Here is a 16,989-nt window from a genome sequence, read left to right on the forward strand (position 1 = left end):
GTTGGTGCCTAGTTAGATATCTTGTTCGCGGTGGCGAATTTTTACATTAGCATGAGTTTTAGAAAAGCTTTCACCAATTGTTTGCGCTAAGTAAACAGAACGGTGTTGGCCTCCTGTACAACCAATTGCAATGGTTAGGTAACTGCGGTTGTTGCGCTCTAGATGTGGCAACCAAGTCTGTACAAAGGTTTGAATCTGCCAAGTGAATTTTTGCACTATGCTGTGGCTAGCTAAATAATCCCTGACAGGCTGATCGAGGCCGGTTAGTGGCTTTAAATCAGGCTCCCAGTGTGGGTTCGGTAAAAAGCGTGCATCAAAAACGTAGTCAGCTTCTTTTGGAATGCCATGCTTAAAACCAAACGACATAAACGTAATAATCAGTTTTTTATCTTTCTTACCTAAAATCTTTTCACGAATTGATTCTGCTAACTGATGAACACTCAAATCAGTGGTATCAATCATAAAGTCAGCGCGGGTGATCAGCACATCAAGCAAGATTTTTTCTTGTTTAATGGCAAGATCAAGCGGTAAAGAATCAATCGATAATGGATGCAAACGGCGAGTTTCAGAAAAACGCTTAATTAGGGTTTGATCATCACTATCTAGGTAGAATAGTGTTGGGTTTGCAAAACCTGGCAGGTACTCAAGAATATCATTAAACTCTTGCTGCTCTTTCGGTAAGTTACGTACGTCGATACTGACGGCAATTTTGTCATAATTATCAGAAACACTTCGCACGAGCGAGGGCAATAGGTTGACAGGAATATTATCAACACAGTAGTAGCCTAAGTCTTCAAGAACTCGTAAAGCGACCGATTTCCCCGAGCCTGAGCGACCGCTGATAATTATTAATTCCATTTATGCCTCTGATGCAATTACTTGAAATAGTTGCTGATCGCTTGTAGCACTTCGCAACTGTTTACAAAAATCTTTATCTTTAAGTCTATCAGCAATTGTTGACAAGGTCTTCAAGTGCAACTGGCAATCGCCATCTGGTACGATGAGTGCCACAAAAATATCAACGGGACGATTGTCTATCGCATCAAAATTGATGGGAGATTCACTGACAATAATAAATGCATGAGGTTCATCAGCACCACTCATTCGACCGTGGGGAATAGCTATTCCTCGGCCGATACCTGTACTACCTAACTTTTCCCTGTTCAGAAAAGCATCTAGGATATCTTGTTGAGATAAATGAGGAAACTGCTGGTGAGCTAACTCGCTAATATACTCAAGAATTCTTTTTTTGCTATTAAAAAGGACCGCAGCTTTGCTGCAGTCCTGATTAGTAAGTGAACTAAGTTTCATAATTTAATGTCGAGCTAATTTCTCTTTATGCTTAATGACTTGGCGATCAAGTTTATCGATCAATGAGTCAATTGCTGCGTACATATCTTGATGTTCTGTAGAAGCGAACAACTCGCCTCCGTTTACATGTAAAGTTGCTTCTGCTTTTTGGCTTAATTTTTCTACATCTAAAATGACATGAACATTATTAATATGATCAAAATGCCTTTCTAGTTTTGCGAACTTAGTGTTTACATAGTCTCTTAATGAATCAGTGACTTCTACGTGACGACCAGTTAAATTTAGTTGCATAAGCATTTTCCTTCTATGTAAAACGTCTAAATCAGACTTTTACGCTGATTAGACGGAGGTATTGCTAGAGACTCACGATATTTTGCAATTGTACGTCTAGCTACTTTAATTCCTTGCTCAGCCAATATATCTGCAATTTTGCTATCACTCAATGGTTTAACCGAGTTTTCTGCAGCAACTAACTTCTTGATTAAAGCGCGAATTGCTGTAGAAGAACACTCACCACCATTTTCGGTGCTGACATGGCTTGAGAAGAAATATTTCAACTCAAAAATTCCCCTTGGGGTATGCATATATTTTTGTGTTGTAACCCGAGAAATCGTCGATTCATGCATTTCGACCATTTCAGCGACATCGTTTAGCACCATTGGCTTCATTGCTTCTGGGCCATGTTCAAAGAAAGCTTGCTGTTGTTGCACGATACAGTTGGTCACTTTTAGTAAAGTATCGTTACGGCTTTCTAAGCTCTTAATAAACCACTTTGCTTCTTGTAAGTGAGAACGAATAAATTGGCTGTCGCTACTTGATTTAACAGAGCGAGACATCGCTGCATATTGGCTATTCACTCTAATTTTTGGCATACAATCTGGGTTTAACTCGACTACCCAGCGGCCTTTCACTTTTTTCACTGATACATCGGGTATGACGTACTCAGATTCTTCGCGTACTATGCTATCCGCAGGCTTAGGATTTAAGCTGTGAATGAGCGTCATCACTTCTTTAAGCTCGTTTTCTTTAAGCTTAGTCTTTTTCATTAAAGTGCGATAGTCGCGACTTGCTAATAATTCGATATGCTCAGATAAAACCATTTTAGTTTCAGCTAAATATGGCGTATTGGCATCGAATTGACGAAGTTGTATACACAGGCACTCTTGTAAACTTCGCGCGCCGATACCAACTGGATCGAATAACTGTATTCTTTTTAAGACAGCTTCAACTTCATCAAGTTCGATTTCTTCTTCATCATTATTTTGATTAAAGCTTTCGACAATATCTTCGCAGCTAACCGTTAAAATACCTGAGTCATCGATAGCTTCAACGATGGCAACGGCAATCGCTTCATCGGTAGGACTAAATGGTGTGAGCTGTAGTTGCCACATTAAATATTCTTGCAGTGTTTCTGTTGAAGCACCTTGGTAAATAGACTCGTCTTCAGGCATTGGCCCAGACGATGTTGATGGGGCGGCACTCATGTACTCATCCCACGTAACATCCATAGCTAAGTCATCGCTAACCGTATCCTTACTCAGAGCATCACTGCTTTCTTGCTCGAATTCGCTAGGTGCTTCGTCGGCAGACGCGCTGACTTGTACATCGTCAGACTCCGCTTTTTGCTCATTCTTACCGATGCTTTCTTCGTTGTAATCCGCTTCTTCCACTTCAAGCAGAGGATTACTATCAAGCGCTTCTTGAATTTCTTGCTGGAGATCCAATGTACTGAGCTGCAACAAGCGAATGGCTTGTTGCAGTTGTGGAGTCATTGTAAGTTGCTGGCCCATGCGCAGCTGTAATGATTGCCTCATGTATCCCTAACAATCCTTTTTAAGTTATCGGTAACGGTGAAGACACTGTTATCGATTTATTGTCATTGTATAAGTCTAGCAGATGCTCTAGTCGGTGGCGTAATGGTTACAGCCTGAATTGCTCGCCTAGATAAACATCACGTACAGTTTGGTCAGCTAATACGTGCTCAGGTGTCCCTGATGCAATTAGCTCCCCATGAGAAACAATGTAGGCTTTTTCACAAACATCAAGGGTTTCTCGAACATTATGGTCAGTAATAAGTACACCAATACCACGATTTTTTAGGTGCTCAATAATTTTCTTTATATCTAACACCGAAATAGGATCAACACCAGCAAAAGGCTCATCTAAAAGGATAAATTTAGGATTAGCGGCTAATGCACGTGCAATTTCAACGCGGCGTCGTTCACCACCTGACAGTGCCATACCTTGGCTATCGCGAATATGTTGAATGCTAAATTCATCTAATAAGTTGTTAAGCGTCTCTTCGCGCGTTGTTTTGTTAAGATCTTTGCGGGTCTCTAATATGGCCATCAAGTTTTGGTAAACTGTTAATTTTCGAAAAATAGACGACTCTTGTGGTAGATAACCAATACCTAAGCGCGCACGGCTGTGCATTGGCAAAAGCGTGATATCGTTATCATCGATGCTTATTTTTCCTTTGTCGCTTGGTACGAGGCCTACAATCATATAGAAGGTCGTTGTTTTACCTGCACCATTTGGCCCTAACAAGCCAACAATACTGCCCGCTTCAACTTCAAGACCGACATTTTTAACCACTTGGCGGCCTTTGTAGCTTTTAGCTAAAAGCTCTGCTTTTAATGTGCTCATGGTTGGCCTTTATCGTCTTTTTTATTTTCTACAGGCACTAAAATAGTGTGTACACGATCTGTTGAGTTTTCGTCTTTTTCTGCGCTGATCAGCTGTTGAGCCATATCATAGGTAATGCTTTTTGCCGTTACTTTTTGACCCGCTTGAGTGACTTCAGCTTCGCCATTGAGTGTTAAGAAGCGTTTCGCAACATCATAACGAACTTCTTCGGCGCTGGCGCTCATCACGGTACCATCAGCTTGCTTTTCTTCGAAGTAAGCTGGTTTGCCTGTAGCGATAATTAATTCGACTGTACCTTCGGTGTCACCGCCATGTGCCTCAAGTCGCTCTGCTGTAATGCGACGATCACCATGCACGATCTCTACGTTACCTTCGAATATGCCAACGCCATCTTTTAGTTTACCGATTTGGCGATCTGAGCTAATGCTAATTTGAGCGCCTGTTTGCTCGGCAGCTGCGCCCGAAAAGGCAATCAATAAGCTTGGGATCAGGAGTAATTTCTTCAGTTTATTGGTCATAGTATATGGTTCGTGTATGGTTAGTTAACTCAACAATTTCGGCTTTTAAATCGGCTTTTAAGCCTTTACCGGTAATTTGTAAATTCGGTCCTGTTAGTGTTACAGGTTGCTTTGAAAACATCGTCATTTTATCAATGTCGACATTAATATTTTCTGCTTTTATATCTTCGATCATACCGTTATGGGTTAAGTTTTTAGCAACTACATCCCCTTCAAAAATCAGCTGATCATTTTCGTATAAAGTAGCTTCTTTGGCTCTTACTTGCCAAACTTGCTGATCGCTATAAATAGTAAAAATAGGTTGTTCAAAAAAGGTAAACCCTAATTGTTGATACAACTCCATTTTTGCAGCTGCCACTTTATGACTAATTTTACCTTGCTCGTCATAAGCTGTTTGCTTTAGAGCAACGGCAGTGTAATCAGGCGTTGCGATGATCTCGTCTTCACTAGTTATTGTATCAGTTGACTGGTTAAAGTACGGGTACCATAACCACACCATGCAACAGACAAAAACAATACTCAGTAAAATACGGGCTATATTCATGCGCTGGTTCCATCGCTAGTTAACGGCTTGCCGTTTTCTAACATCAGTAAATCAGTTAATTCACGCACGGCTCCAAAGCCACCCGGTAATAATGTGGTGTAATGAGCCAGCTTCTTGATAAGCGGGTGTGCATCGTTTACTGCGACAGCAAAGCCAACTTTTTCCATAACTGGTAAGTCTGGACCATCATCACCAATATAGGCAATCTGTTCATCTGTCAGCCCCAGTTTATCCTTTAACTCTTGATAAGCAATCAGCTTATCTTCTTGTCCCTGATAAATGTGCTGAACTGTTAGGCTAGTCATTCGCTGCTGAACTATTTGTGAATGGCGGCCAGTAATCACTGCCACTTCAAAGCCACTATTAATGAGTGCTTTAATACCAAAACCATCTTTAGTATTGAATGCTTTAAGCTCTTCGCCATTATTACCCAAATAAATTCGACCATCAGAAAAAACACCATCAATATCACAGATTAATAGTTTTATTTTTTGAGCACGCTGACTCACATCAGGGCTCAGGGGCTGGTATAGTTCGGCGAATGTCATTGCTTAGAGAACTCCTGCTTTTAATAAGTCTTGCATATTAAGGGCACCAATTGGTGTGTTGCTTTGATCCACCACAATTAAACCATTAATACGTTTATGCTCCATAATATTTAAAGCTTCAGCCGCAAGCATGTCAGGGCGAGCCGTCGTGCATGAGCGGGTCATCACTTGGCTAATTGCCGTGTTATGGATATCAATGCGCTGTTCTAAAATACGGCGTAAGTCACCATCAGTGAATAACCCGGCTAACTTTTCATCTGCACCAATCACTGCGGTCATACCAAGGCCTTTGGCTGACATTTCAATCAATGCATCTTTGATGCTTTGGATTTCGCTAACGATTGGCGTTGCGTCGCCTGCGTGCATCACATCATCTAATGTAAGTAATAAACGTTTACCTAAGCTGCCACCCGGGTGCGAAAGTGCAAAATCGTCGGCAGTGAAACCTCGGGTTTCTAGTAGCGCAACCGCCATTGCATCGCCCATAACCAAGGTTGCAGTGGTGCTTGCCGTTGGGGCAAGGCCTAACGGACACGCTTCTTGGCTAACTTTGATGCACACATGAACATCAGACAGTTTTGCCATTGTTGAGTCTGGGTTGCCTGTTAATGAAATCATTTTTGCGCCAATGCGCTTAATAACAGGGATAATACTGAGTACTTCGCTGGTCTCACCTGAATTTGAAATACACATCACCACATCGTCGCGGGTGATCATTCCTAAATCACCGTGGCTAGCTTCGCCAGGATGAACAAAAAATGCCGGAGTGCCAGTACTTGCAAGGGTTGCAGCAATTTTATTACCTACATGGCCAGACTTGCCCATACCAATCACAATAATACGACCTGTACATTGGAACATTAATTGGCAAGCATTATCGAAATCTTGATTTATATATTGCTCAATTTCTTGTAAAGCTTGTGCTTCAATTTCGAGTACGCGCTTACCCTGCGCGATAAAGCTAGGTTGTGTCATTAATTATCCTACTTGGCTGAAAATATAGCCCTGATATGCAATAAATGCGACTAACAGTAAGCCACCTTCTACTCTATTGATACGACGAGCACCTTTAAAGTTCAATGACATGGCAATCAATACAACGGTTGCTGCAATCATGATAAGTGCATCGCGGTTTGCCGCAGAAGGGTCAATAATTGATGGGTTGATAATACCCGCAAGTGGTAATACGGCGAGTAAATTGAAAATGTTTGAGCCAACGATATTACCAAGCGCTAAATCGTCTTCGTTTTTTAATACCCCTGCAATACAGGCTGCCAGCTCTGGTAAGCTGGTGCCAATAGCAATTATGGTTAAGCCTATTACAAGGTCTGATAGACCAAAATATTTTGCGATATCAACGGCTGATTCAACTAAAAAGTGTGAACTGACTGGTAATAAAATCATGCCGATGATTAACCAAAATATGGCTGATTTAGTGCTGACATCGTTCGGAACATCTTCACATGCTTCGCTGACAAATGGGTCATCTTGGTTTTTAGCACGCAGAGACACAATAACTAAGCCACCAATGAACACCGCAAAGGCAATCATCAATGCAATGCCTTCAGCGAACGAAAAATAGTTATCAGAGAACACATACCAAGCGGCTACAGAGATTAATAGTACCAGCGGCATTTCGCGTTTAAGTGTCATTGAAGATACTGAAAGGGGGCGCAGTAAAGCTGTGACACCAAGTACAAGTAAGATGTTAGTAATGTTAGAGCCGACCGCATTTCCTACCGCAGTATCTGTTTTATCAGCAAGTGCTGCCGATGCAGATACCATCATTTCAGGCGCAGATGAGCCCATAGCAACAACAGTTAAACCAATTATTAGGGTGGGGATCCCCATATTTTTTGCCAGTGCAGCCGCCCCATAAACAAACCGATCGGCACTCCAAACGAGTGCAGCAAAGCCAATAATTAAAATGACAAAAGAAGTCACCATTGCGATACGCCAACATTACTTATACAGATGACTGCAAATAGTAACAAAAGCGAACCTGAAAGTATAAGTAAAAGAATGGGCTGGCAAGCATAAAGCGTGCTTGGTAAGGAAACTAAATTTCAGGTGTCGTTAAGCTCTTTACAGCTAGCTTTAGAATTTATTGATAGAAAATATTACAAAATTTTACGATTTGTTTTTTCCATCTTGACTAAAAAACCCTTAAAATGGCAAAACTAGTGAAAAACGTTATGGAGAGCGACTTGTCGCAATCAATAGTAGAAATCAAGGATGTAACCTTTTCACGGGGCGATAGAATCATATATAAAAATATGAGTTTTAACATTCCGAAAGGCAAGATTACCGCTATCATGGGACCGAGCGGCATTGGTAAAACCACCATGTTACGCTTAATTGGCGGTCAGCTGAAGCCTGACTCTGGTGACATTTTATTTGAAGGCAAAAGCATTCCTAGCATGACTCGCAAGGAACTTTACGCCGCCCGTACCAAAATGAGCATGCTGTTCCAAAGCGGCGCTTTATTTACCGATATGTCAGTGTTTGACAATATCGCCTTTCCTTTGCGCGAACATACTCAGCTTAGCGAAGATTTAATCCGCCTTGTTGTTTTAATGAAATTACAAGCTGTTGGCCTGCGTGGTGCACAAGATTTAATGCCGTCTGAGCTTTCAGGTGGTATGGCTCGTCGTGCTGCTTTAGCGCGTTCAATTGCCCTTGATCCAGAACTTATCATGTATGATGAGCCTTTTGCTGGTCAAGATCCTATTTCCATGGGTGTGCTTGTTAAACTTATTAAGTCACTGAATGAGGTTTTAGGTTTATCATCACTGATCGTAACTCATGATGTAACAGAAGTTATGAGTATTGCCGACCACGTGATCATCATTGCTGATCAAGGAGTGATAGGCGAAGGGTCACCTGAGCAAATGCAAAACCATGAATCTGAGCTTGTGCAACAGTTCTTAAATGGTTTATCGGATGGCCCTGTGCCATTCCATTTCCCAGCTCCTGCGTATGATGATGAATTACTAGGAGTGCATAATGCTTGATCTATTCCAGAAGTTAGGTCACAAAACGCTAGGGCGCTTTGCCGCGCTTGGTCGTTCTACTCAAATGCTGTTTGGTGCACTCGTTAATGTGCCAAACTTTAAAAAAGGCACACCTTTACTTGTTCGCCAATTATATATGGTGGGCTCGCAATCTCTTTTGATCATCATGGTGTCAGGCCTATTTATCGGTATGGTGCTCGCTCTGCAAGGTTACACCGTATTAGTAGGCTATGGTGCTGAAGATAGCTTAGGACCCTTAGTGGCATTGAGCTTGTTACGTGAGTTAGGCCCTGTAGTAACAGCATTACTGTTTGCTGGTCGCGCGGGTAGTGCGCTTACTGCTGAAATTGGGTTAATGAAAGCGACTGAACAATTATCAAGTTTAGAAATGATGGCGATCGATCCACTTAAACGCATTATTGCACCGCGTTTTTGGGCTGGTTTTATCAGTATGCCATTGCTTGCACTAATATTTTCTGCGGTTGCTATTATCGGCGCTCATTTAGTGGGTGTTGATTGGCTTGGTGTTGACTCAGGAAGCTTCTGGTCAATCATGCAAGCGCAAGTGTCGTTTCAACAAGATATTGTGAACGGCATGATTAAGAGTTTTGTATTCGCCATGATTGTGACTTGGATTGCACTTTACAAAGGCTATGACTGTGTTCCTACATCTGAGGGGATCAGTAAGGCCACAACAGAAACCGTTGTGCACTCGTCATTGGCAGTATTAGGTTTTGACTTTATTTTAACAGCGGTAATGTTTACCAGCTAATTAGGGTATTAAGATGAATTCACGGAAATTAGAAATATTAGTTGGCTTTTTTGTAGCCCTTGGTATCGCTGCATTTGCATTATTAGCATTTAAAGTTGCGAATGCAGGCATTAGTGGGAGTGGTGAAACTTACCAACTTAACGCAAAGTTTGAAAACATTGGCTCTTTAAAAGCAAGAGCGCCTATCAAAGTAGGTGGTGTGGTTGTTGGTCGAGTTGAATCTATTTTTATCCATCCAAAAGAGTTTGTGCCTGTGGTTAATATGGCGATTGATGCTAATTACTTATGTAAGTTTTCAGACACAACCTCAATCTCTATTTTAACGTCAGGTATTTTAGGTGAACAGTATTTAGGTATTAACCCTGTTATTGCCCCAGAATCTGCTGAGCAGCGTTGTATGGGCAATGAAGTGACAGTTAATGAACAAGATGCTGGCTTAGATGAGCTGTTTGGTGTTGAAAGTAAGGCTCTTGCCAATGGTGACTACATTACCGACACAAAATCAGCATTAGTTTTAGAAGAATTGATAGGTCAGTTCTTATTCAACCAAGGAAGTGAATAATTATGTTTAAGAAGTTTTTAGTATGTTTGGGCATGCTGTTGACGTTAAATGTCAATGCAGCTGATGCAAATATTGATTTAAAAGATCCTTATAAAATGGTGCGTAAAGTATCTGATCATACGTTTGCGCGTATTTCTAAAGATCAGCCTCTAATTGCGAAAGATAAAGAGCATTTACGCGTTATCGTTGAAGAAGAGCTGATGCCTTACATAGACTACAAATATGCTGCACTGCGCGTATTAGGTAATCATGTATCAAAGGTGCGCGCTATCGAAGATAAAGAAGAAAAAGCGAAAGCAATTAAAGAGTTGCAGCGCTTTATTGATGTATTTCAAAAATATTTAATCGCCACTTACGCTGGCGTGTTTACACAGTACACTAATCAAAGCGTTGAGTTCGCACCTGCGCAGCCTTTCAAAGGCCAAGATGTCGTAGTAGTGAAAACAAAAATTGTTGAGCCGGGTAAGCCAGATATTAAAATCGATTTTAAGGTACGCGAGGATCGTGATGGTGATTGGCGAGCCTATGACATGATTGCGGAAGGTATTAGCTTATTAGATGCTAAACAAAGTGAATTACAAGGTATTTTACGCCAACAAGGTATAGAATATGTGAGTGATTTATTGGAGCAGAAGAGCCAGTTGCCAGTTCAGTTCAGAGGTGAAGGTGGCAATGAGTAAAGTCGAGATTACTCAACTTGAAGAGAACCAGTTTCGAGTCAGTGGCGAACTGACTCGAAATTCAATTGGTCGTGAACGGCTTCTGAACGTTAAGCCAGATACTAAGCATAAAACATGGTATTTTGACCTTTCTGGGCTTTCTAGGGTTGACACGGCGGGCTTAGCTTGGTTAATTCACTCTTTCGCAGAATTAAAGCAGCAAGGCATTCACCTTGAACTGCAAAATAGCCCTGAGCAATTGCAAAACTTAATGCAGTTGGGTCAGGTCACAAACTTATTTGAGTGAGATTTATGGAAACGAGCCAAGTCGAAACGTTATTACGCGACGAATTAAAACTAGATGAAGTGATTGTTAAAGCAAATGGTAGCCACTACGAAGTGATTGCTGTAGGTGAGTGTTTTGATGGTTTATCTCGCGTGAAGAAGCAACAGTTGGTTTATGCTCCGTTAATGTCAACAATCTCAGACGGTACAATCCACGCTGTATCTATCAAAGCGTTCACACCGACTGAATGGAAACGCGAACAAAAATTTATTTTACCTCAATAGTCGCAGGGCCTCCTAATGGATCAATTTGTTATTCAAGGTGGCACCTCGCTGGCAGGTGAAGTCACTATTTCTGGCGCTAAAAATGCCGCTCTTCCAATTCTTTTTGCTGCGCTTTTAGGGCAGGGCAAAAGTACCTTTAGTAATGTTCCTCGTTTACGCGATATCGGCACCACAGAAGCCTTGTTAAAAACGCTGGGTGCAAATGTCGAATGGCAGCAAGACAAATTAATCATTGATGGTGCGACGGTTGATAAAACGCTTGCACCGTACGAGCTGGTAAAGCAAATGCGTGCCTCTGTGCTTGCATTAGGCCCTTTAGTTGCCCGTTTTGGCCAAGCGCAAGTATCACTGCCAGGTGGTTGTGCGATTGGTGCCCGCCCAGTTGATATCCATATTCAAGGCCTCGAGCGCATGGGCGCTATCATCAAGGTTGAAAATGGTTACATCAACGCTAAGGTTGATGGTCGCTTAAAAGGTGCTGAAATCTTTATGGAGATGGTCAGTGTTGGCGCAACAGAAAACTTACTAATGGCAGCAACGCTGGCTGATGGTAAAACTATACTTGAAAATGCCGCTCGCGAACCTGAAATTACCGATCTTGCTAATTGCTTAATTGCGATGGGTGCGAAGATCAGCGGTGCAGGCACTAGCCGTATCGAAATTGAAGGGGTTGAGTCACTATCGGGTTGTGAGTACAGCATTCTTCCTGATCGCATTGAAACAGGTACCTTCTTGGTTGCGGCGGCAATGGCTGGCGGTGAAGTGCTTTGTAAAAATACAGACCACCATAGTCTTGATCCTGTGATTGAAAAACTACGCGCTACCAATGCCTTGGTTGAAGTCACTGATAACAGCATTTATCTTGATATGCGTGGCCGCGAATTAAAAGCAGTTAATATTAAGACTATGCCACACCCGGGTTTCCCTACCGATATGCAAGCGCAGTTTACAGCTTTAAATGTGGTAGCGAAAGGCAGTGCAACCATCACAGAAACGATTTTTGAAAACCGTTTTATGCACGTACCAGAGTTACAGCGTATGGGCGCAAACATTCGCTTAGAAGGTAATACGGCAATTTGTGGGGATACAGAAAGCCTATCAGGCGCGCAAGTGATGGCAACTGATTTACGTGCTTCAGCGAGCCTTATTTTGACAGGGATCGTTGCTCAAGGTGAGACTATTGTTGACCGCATCTATCACGTAGACCGTGGTTATCAACGCATTGAAGATAAGCTGAGTGCGCTAGGTGCTAATATCAAGCGCCGTTCAAGCTAATCGCTAAGACTTCCAAAAAAGGCCTAACACTTGTTAGGCCTTTTTTGTATCTGTATTACCTAAGTAACTACTGCTCGTCTTCGAGTTCTGCAACAGTCACCATTACTTTTAAGATTTTGCCATTGCGATATACTTCAAACTCAAGTTCTTTTCCTGGCTCTGTATTGGCCAGTTTCTCGAGCACTTGTTGTGGGTTTGCTACTGCAATACCGCCAATTTTAACTACAATATCTGTTTCTCTAATACCTGCTTTCCAGGCTGGGCCAAATGGATCAAGTTGAGAAATACGCATACCTGCAACAGGCGTAAAGTTATCGCTAACATCTTTACCTGTACTATCAATGCCGGTGCCACTAAAGCCTAAATAGCCACGTACGACACGGCCATGCTTTATTAGTTTATCCATCACATCTTTGGCAATCGAGTAAGGCACCGCAAAGAAAATACCCTGAATATCGAGATTTTCATGAGTTTTAAATTGTGCCGAGGTAATACCGACTAAGTCACCTCTTGAATTGACTAACGCGCCACCTGAGTTGCCCACGTTAATCGCAGCATCCATCTGTAATAGGCTGCTGTAAGGGCTATCGATTAAGTTTTGTTTACCCGTCGCACTGATAATACCTTGGGTAATGGTTTGACCTAAGTTAAGCGGGTTACCTATCGCTAAAACAACATCACCTACACGTGGTTTAAATTTATCGTTCACTGGAATTTTTGGTAAATGCTCAGCGCTGATCTTTAACAGTGCTAAATCTGTTTGAGTATCAAAACCAATCACTTGTACATCATAAAAACGACGGCCATCAGCGAGCGTAACAATAATGAGGTCGGCATTTTTGATTACATGGTAGTTAGTCAAGATATAGCCGTCTTGGGTCATGATCACACCAGAGCCAAGAGCTTGAACGGTGTTTTGACGTTTATAGCGCGGTTGATTGGAAATGCTTTCTGAAAAAATAGTAACAACCGACGGCGCTGCTTTTTGTACTGCATCAGCAAAGCTCATATGTTCAGAGGATATCGCTGCAGGTAAATTCATATCTGGTAACAGTGTGCTACGAAGGCTTGGGCTAAATAAAACCACTAAAAAGGCAATGCCTAAACCAGTGAAAAGCGGTGGAAGGATAAATTTTAAAAGTTTCAGCACAGTATTCTTATTATCAGTGAGCAATCCCTTAATGATGGCACAAAAAAAATAACAGCGGCAAGCACCGCTGTTATTTTTTCATGATTTATCAACTAGGTTTACTGAATAAGTACGAAAATAAGCTCTCTACCTCGTTTAACACCTAGTACGATGTTACCTTTGGTATTTTCGATGATCTTATTCATGTCGCGGATTGTTTCAACGCGTTGACGGTTCACTTGCATGATCACATCACCTTCTTCAAGGCCGACACGAGCAGCTGGAGAACGCGCTTGTACGCCGGTTACTTCAACACCCTTACCATCACTCTTCTGGGTATTTTCTAATGTCGCTCCTTGGAAAGCTGGGTGCGTTTCTTCGCCAGCAGCAGTCGTTGCTGATGCACCATCTAATGTGACATTAACGGTTTTGATTTTGCCATCTCGGTAAATGCCCAGTTTTACTTTTTTGCCTTCGCCAAGGGTAGCAATTTTACTGCGTAATTCATGGAAACCACTAATTTCAGTACCATCAACGCTAATGATTACATCACCCGCTTTGATACCCGCTTTACTTGCTGCTGTATCATCCATTACTTGCATAACGTAAGCGCCTTGTTTTACGTCTAGCTGTTGTGCTTTAGCGAGGCCTGCATCAAGTGGTCGACCTGAAATACCCAGCGAGCCACGACGCACTTCACCGTGCTCGATGATCTGGTCAACAAGGTTTTTCATCATGGTAGATGGAATGGCAAAACCAATCCCCACATTACCACCTGATGCACCTAAGATAGCAGTGTTGATACCAATCAGTTCACCATTAAGGTTCACTAACGCGCCGCCTGAGTTGCCTTGGTTGATAGCTGCATCGGTTTGAATAAAGTCTTCATAGCCCTCTATATTTAAACCGCTACGGCCAAGGGCACTGACGATACCTGATGTTACTGTGTGACTTAGACCAAATGGATTACCAATGGCAACTGCGAAGTCTCCTACACGTAACTGATCTGAATCGGCAATTTTAAGCGCTGTTAAGTCTTCAGCATCAATTTGCAGCAAGGCAATATCTGACTCTTTATCACTACCAATTTTGGTCGCGTCATATTCGCGGCCATCTTCTAAGGTCACCACCATTTTTTCGGCATCTTCGATAACATGGTTATTAGTAACCACGTATCCTTCGTCTGCATCAATGATCACACCTGAGCCTAGGCCACTAAATTCACGCTTTTGACTGCCACCACGAGGAACACCAAAAAAGTCATCAAATGGAGTCGCACGGCGGCGAACTTCTTTGGAGCCTGATACTTGAATGCTCACCACGCCCGGTGTGATTTGCTCAAGCATAGGTGCGAGGGTTGGCAATTGTTGACCATTTACAGCAACAGGAAGTTTTGCCATTGAAATTGCAGGGCTTAATAATAAGCTAGAAGATAAAATAGCAGCACTGATAACAGATAATTTCATTTTCATAGTCTGGGTTTACTCCACTTCAGAGATAAAGCAAAAACTAAAAAGGGCTGCATAAGCAGCCCTTTTCTTGGTTTAGATATAAAGCTGTTATATCTAATGACTATGGGGTCAAAAAAAAGTTCATCAAGAGGCTTTAGAATGTTCTGAAACTTTCTCTGAGCCAGTGAACAAGCCCGTTTCACCAACAACATAGTCAGCAGGCTGAGCTTCAGCACTTGAACGATCGCCTCTGCGGTCTTGTAATGAGTTTTGTAATTGCTCAGTTGTTTCTTTAGAAAAGAACGGCTCATTTGGGTGCTGTTTTTTATCAGCAAGTAGCAGTTTATTTGTTTCTTCTACATGGTTCAGTAGCTGGTCGTAGTTATCTTTCATTTTAGATACTAGCTTACCTGTGCTCGCTAGATGATCAGCTACATCTTGACGATATTGTTCAAGTGCATTGTTAGCTTGCTCGACTTGTTGTTCTAGTTCGTCTTGCTTAAATTGTTTTTTGGTTACAAAAGCACCAATGAAGAATGCTGAAATTGCAACGATGATTAGAATACCTATCCAGGTAATTGTGCCCATAAATCTACCCCTTTGGGAAAAAATAACAAAAACAAATGCTTTAAAAGCATTTATAGTCCAATCATTATTAAAATATGCTTAATTTGATTGTGAAATCATACTGCGGGCTAATATACCCTGAGATACGATGCGTGTTAATATACTGTGCAAATTTAACTGTGTTTTATTGTAACGACCTATGACTCCTTGGCAGAAATACCAACAAGATTTACAACGTGAAGACTTTGTACATGATGCAGCGCAAGAAAATGCAGTGCGCCATTTGCAAAGACTCTATGATGACCTAACGGCAGACAAACCGGCCGCGAAGGGGTGGTTTGCCAAACTATTCTCTAAAGATAGCACGCCAAGTATAAAAGGGCTGTATTTTTGGGGCGGAGTAGGTAGAGGTAAGACCTATTTAGTTGATACGTTCTACGAAACTTTACCTACTGATCGTAAGATGCGTGTGCACTTTCACCGTTTTATGCATCGCGTGCATGATGAGCTGAAAAAGTTAAAAAATACCAGTAATCCATTAAATGTGGTTGCAGATATCTTTAAATCAGAAACAGATATTATCTGTTTTGATGAATTTTTTGTGCAAGATATCACTGATGCAATGCTGCTAGGTGGTTTGATGGAAGCCTTATTTGAGCGCGGCATTGTGCTGGTAGCTACGTCAAACATCGTGCCTGATGAGCTGTATCGAAACGGTTTGCAACGTGCACGTTTCTTACCAGCAATTGAGCTGGTAAAAGCCAATACCGAAATTGTAAATGTGGACTCGGGGGTTGATTATCGCTTACGTACCCTTGAGCAAGCCGAAATTTTCCATAGTCCGCTTGATAAGCAAGCTGATGATAATTTATTTGAATACTTCGATAAGTTGTCACCTGAGCCGGGTGTGCTCGATAAAGAAATTGAAATTGAAGGGCGGATGATCAAAACCCGTAAAGTATCTGACTGTATTGCTATGTTTGAGTTTAGTGAACTATGCGAAACAGCCCGCAGCCAAGTTGATTACATGGAAATTAGCCGACTTTATAACACAGTGATTTTGTCTAACGTAAAATCATTAGGCCAAGCCAACGATGATGCGGCACGTCGTTTTATCGCGTTAGTGGATGAATTCTACGAGCGTCATGTTACGCTGATTATCTCTGCTGAAAAGCCAATAACCGAGCTATATAGCGAAGGTAACTTAAATTTTGAATTTAAGCGCTGTATTAGCCGACTACAAGAAATGCAATCGTTAGAGTACTTAGCAAAAGAGCATCTAGCTTAGTGAGCTGTCAGCTTTCAGCCGTCAGTTATTAGCCGAATGATCTGACCCCGATAAAGTAGACACGGGGTTTAATTAACTTGTTCGTACTGCATGGGACTTTTATACCCTAGGGTGCCATGCCTTCTTACTGAGTTG

Annotated in this window: 21 protein-coding genes; 8 read left to right on the forward strand and 13 right to left on the reverse strand. The window is 41.8% G+C overall.

Features of this window, described 5'->3' with window-relative positions; all coding sequences use genetic code 11:
- Positions 1-12 precede the first annotated feature (12 nt).
- From rapZ to BIZ38_RS18855, 10 genes are all read right to left on the reverse strand, one after another.
- Entirely contained in the window at positions 13-858 is an 846-nt protein-coding gene (gene rapZ, locus BIZ38_RS18810; protein WP_138601999.1) for an RNase adapter RapZ, read from the reverse strand.
- Entirely contained in the window at positions 859-1,311 is a 453-nt protein-coding gene (gene ptsN / locus BIZ38_RS18815) for a PTS IIA-like nitrogen regulatory protein PtsN (RefSeq protein ID WP_054554157.1), read from the reverse strand.
- Positions 1,312-1,314: 3 nt separating this feature from the next.
- Positions 1,315-1,602: a ribosome hibernation promoting factor gene (gene hpf / locus BIZ38_RS18820; protein ID WP_054554158.1), complete on the reverse strand. Its 288-nt coding sequence runs from the start codon at positions 1,600-1,602 to the stop codon at positions 1,315-1,317.
- A gap of 26 nt (positions 1,603-1,628) precedes the next feature.
- Positions 1,629-3,125 (reverse strand): RNA polymerase factor sigma-54, encoded by a 1,497-nt coding sequence (locus tag BIZ38_RS18825; protein WP_054554159.1) that lies wholly within the window; start codon positions 3,123-3,125, stop codon positions 1,629-1,631.
- Positions 3,126-3,231: 106 nt separating this feature from the next.
- The gene (lptB, locus tag BIZ38_RS18830) at positions 3,232-3,957 is read right to left on the reverse strand and encodes an LPS export ABC transporter ATP-binding protein (RefSeq protein WP_054554160.1); all 726 of its coding nucleotides are present in this window, start codon (positions 3,955-3,957) and stop codon (positions 3,232-3,234) included.
- On the reverse strand, positions 3,954-4,475 hold the full coding sequence (gene lptA / locus BIZ38_RS18835) for a lipopolysaccharide transport periplasmic protein LptA (protein ID WP_187491004.1): 522 nt from the start codon (positions 4,473-4,475) through the stop codon (positions 3,954-3,956). Before lptA ends, lptB begins: the two co-directional genes overlap by 4 nt.
- Positions 4,465-5,019, reverse strand: coding sequence for an LPS export ABC transporter periplasmic protein LptC (gene lptC, locus BIZ38_RS18840; protein ID WP_187491005.1), 555 nt, complete (start codon positions 5,017-5,019; stop codon positions 4,465-4,467). Before lptC ends, lptA begins: the two co-directional genes overlap by 11 nt.
- Positions 5,016-5,567, reverse strand: a complete 552-nt coding sequence (gene kdsC / locus BIZ38_RS18845; protein ID WP_138602001.1) for a 3-deoxy-manno-octulosonate-8-phosphatase KdsC — start codon at positions 5,565-5,567, stop codon at positions 5,016-5,018. Before kdsC ends, lptC begins: the two co-directional genes overlap by 4 nt.
- A 3-nt stretch (positions 5,568-5,570) precedes the next feature.
- Positions 5,571-6,542, reverse strand: coding sequence for a KpsF/GutQ family sugar-phosphate isomerase (locus BIZ38_RS18850; RefSeq protein WP_187491006.1), 972 nt, complete (start codon positions 6,540-6,542; stop codon positions 5,571-5,573).
- Positions 6,543-6,545: 3 nt separating this feature from the next.
- Positions 6,546-7,514 (reverse strand): calcium/sodium antiporter, encoded by a 969-nt coding sequence (locus BIZ38_RS18855; protein ID WP_054554165.1) that lies wholly within the window; start codon positions 7,512-7,514, stop codon positions 6,546-6,548.
- A gap of 248 nt (positions 7,515-7,762) precedes the next feature.
- On the opposite strand from BIZ38_RS18855, the gene BIZ38_RS18860 reads away from it, so the two are divergent.
- The 7 genes from BIZ38_RS18860 to murA are packed head-to-tail and all read left to right on the forward strand — an operon-like array spanning position 7,763 to position 12,419.
- Entirely contained in the window at positions 7,763-8,581 is an 819-nt protein-coding gene (locus tag BIZ38_RS18860) for an ATP-binding cassette domain-containing protein (RefSeq protein ID WP_082389312.1), read from the forward strand.
- Positions 8,574-9,353 carry a lipid asymmetry maintenance ABC transporter permease subunit MlaE gene (gene mlaE / locus BIZ38_RS18865; RefSeq protein ID WP_054554167.1) on the forward strand — a complete coding sequence of 260 codons (780 nt, stop codon included), beginning with the start codon at positions 8,574-8,576 and terminating at the stop codon, positions 9,351-9,353. The genes BIZ38_RS18860 and mlaE overlap by 8 nt, the downstream gene beginning before the upstream one ends.
- A 13-nt stretch (positions 9,354-9,366) precedes the next feature.
- Complete coding sequence (gene mlaD, locus BIZ38_RS18870; protein ID WP_054554168.1) at positions 9,367-9,915, forward strand: outer membrane lipid asymmetry maintenance protein MlaD; 549 nt, start codon at positions 9,367-9,369, stop codon at positions 9,913-9,915.
- Positions 9,916-9,947: 32 nt separating this feature from the next.
- Positions 9,948-10,595, forward strand: a complete 648-nt coding sequence (locus tag BIZ38_RS18875) for a phospholipid-binding protein MlaC (RefSeq protein WP_371352324.1) — start codon at positions 9,948-9,950, stop codon at positions 10,593-10,595.
- On the forward strand, positions 10,588-10,881 hold the full coding sequence (locus BIZ38_RS18880; RefSeq protein WP_054554170.1) for a lipid asymmetry maintenance protein MlaB: 294 nt from the start codon (positions 10,588-10,590) through the stop codon (positions 10,879-10,881). Before BIZ38_RS18875 ends, BIZ38_RS18880 begins: the two co-directional genes overlap by 8 nt.
- A 5-nt stretch (positions 10,882-10,886) precedes the next feature.
- Positions 10,887-11,144, forward strand: a complete 258-nt coding sequence (locus tag BIZ38_RS18885; protein ID WP_054554171.1) for a BolA family protein — start codon at positions 10,887-10,889, stop codon at positions 11,142-11,144.
- Between the two features lie 15 nt (positions 11,145-11,159).
- Positions 11,160-12,419 carry a UDP-N-acetylglucosamine 1-carboxyvinyltransferase gene (gene murA / locus BIZ38_RS18890; protein WP_187491007.1) on the forward strand — a complete coding sequence of 420 codons (1,260 nt, stop codon included), beginning with the start codon at positions 11,160-11,162 and terminating at the stop codon, positions 12,417-12,419.
- 67 nt (positions 12,420-12,486) lie between these two features.
- Here the strand turns inward: murA and BIZ38_RS18895 are convergent, their stop codons facing one another.
- From BIZ38_RS18895 to BIZ38_RS18905, 3 genes are all read right to left on the reverse strand, one after another.
- Positions 12,487-13,569: a trypsin-like peptidase domain-containing protein gene (locus tag BIZ38_RS18895; protein ID WP_166339581.1), complete on the reverse strand. Its 1,083-nt coding sequence runs from the start codon at positions 13,567-13,569 to the stop codon at positions 12,487-12,489.
- Between the two features lie 98 nt (positions 13,570-13,667).
- Positions 13,668-15,020, reverse strand: coding sequence for a Do family serine endopeptidase (locus tag BIZ38_RS18900; protein ID WP_138602010.1), 1,353 nt, complete (start codon positions 15,018-15,020; stop codon positions 13,668-13,670).
- 123 nt (positions 15,021-15,143) lie between these two features.
- Positions 15,144-15,587, reverse strand: coding sequence for a YhcB family protein (locus BIZ38_RS18905; protein WP_055020791.1), 444 nt, complete (start codon positions 15,585-15,587; stop codon positions 15,144-15,146).
- Positions 15,588-15,765: 178 nt separating this feature from the next.
- Between BIZ38_RS18905 and zapE the strand changes: the two genes are divergently transcribed.
- The gene (gene zapE / locus BIZ38_RS18910) at positions 15,766-16,854 is read left to right on the forward strand and encodes a cell division protein ZapE (RefSeq protein ID WP_187491008.1); all 1,089 of its coding nucleotides are present in this window, start codon (positions 15,766-15,768) and stop codon (positions 16,852-16,854) included.
- Positions 16,855-16,989: the final 135 nt, after the last annotated feature.

Origin of the sequence: Pseudoalteromonas sp. BZK2, assembly GCF_014349195.1 — a bacterium.
Classification (GTDB): Bacteria; Pseudomonadota; Gammaproteobacteria; order Enterobacterales; family Alteromonadaceae; genus Pseudoalteromonas; species Pseudoalteromonas simplex.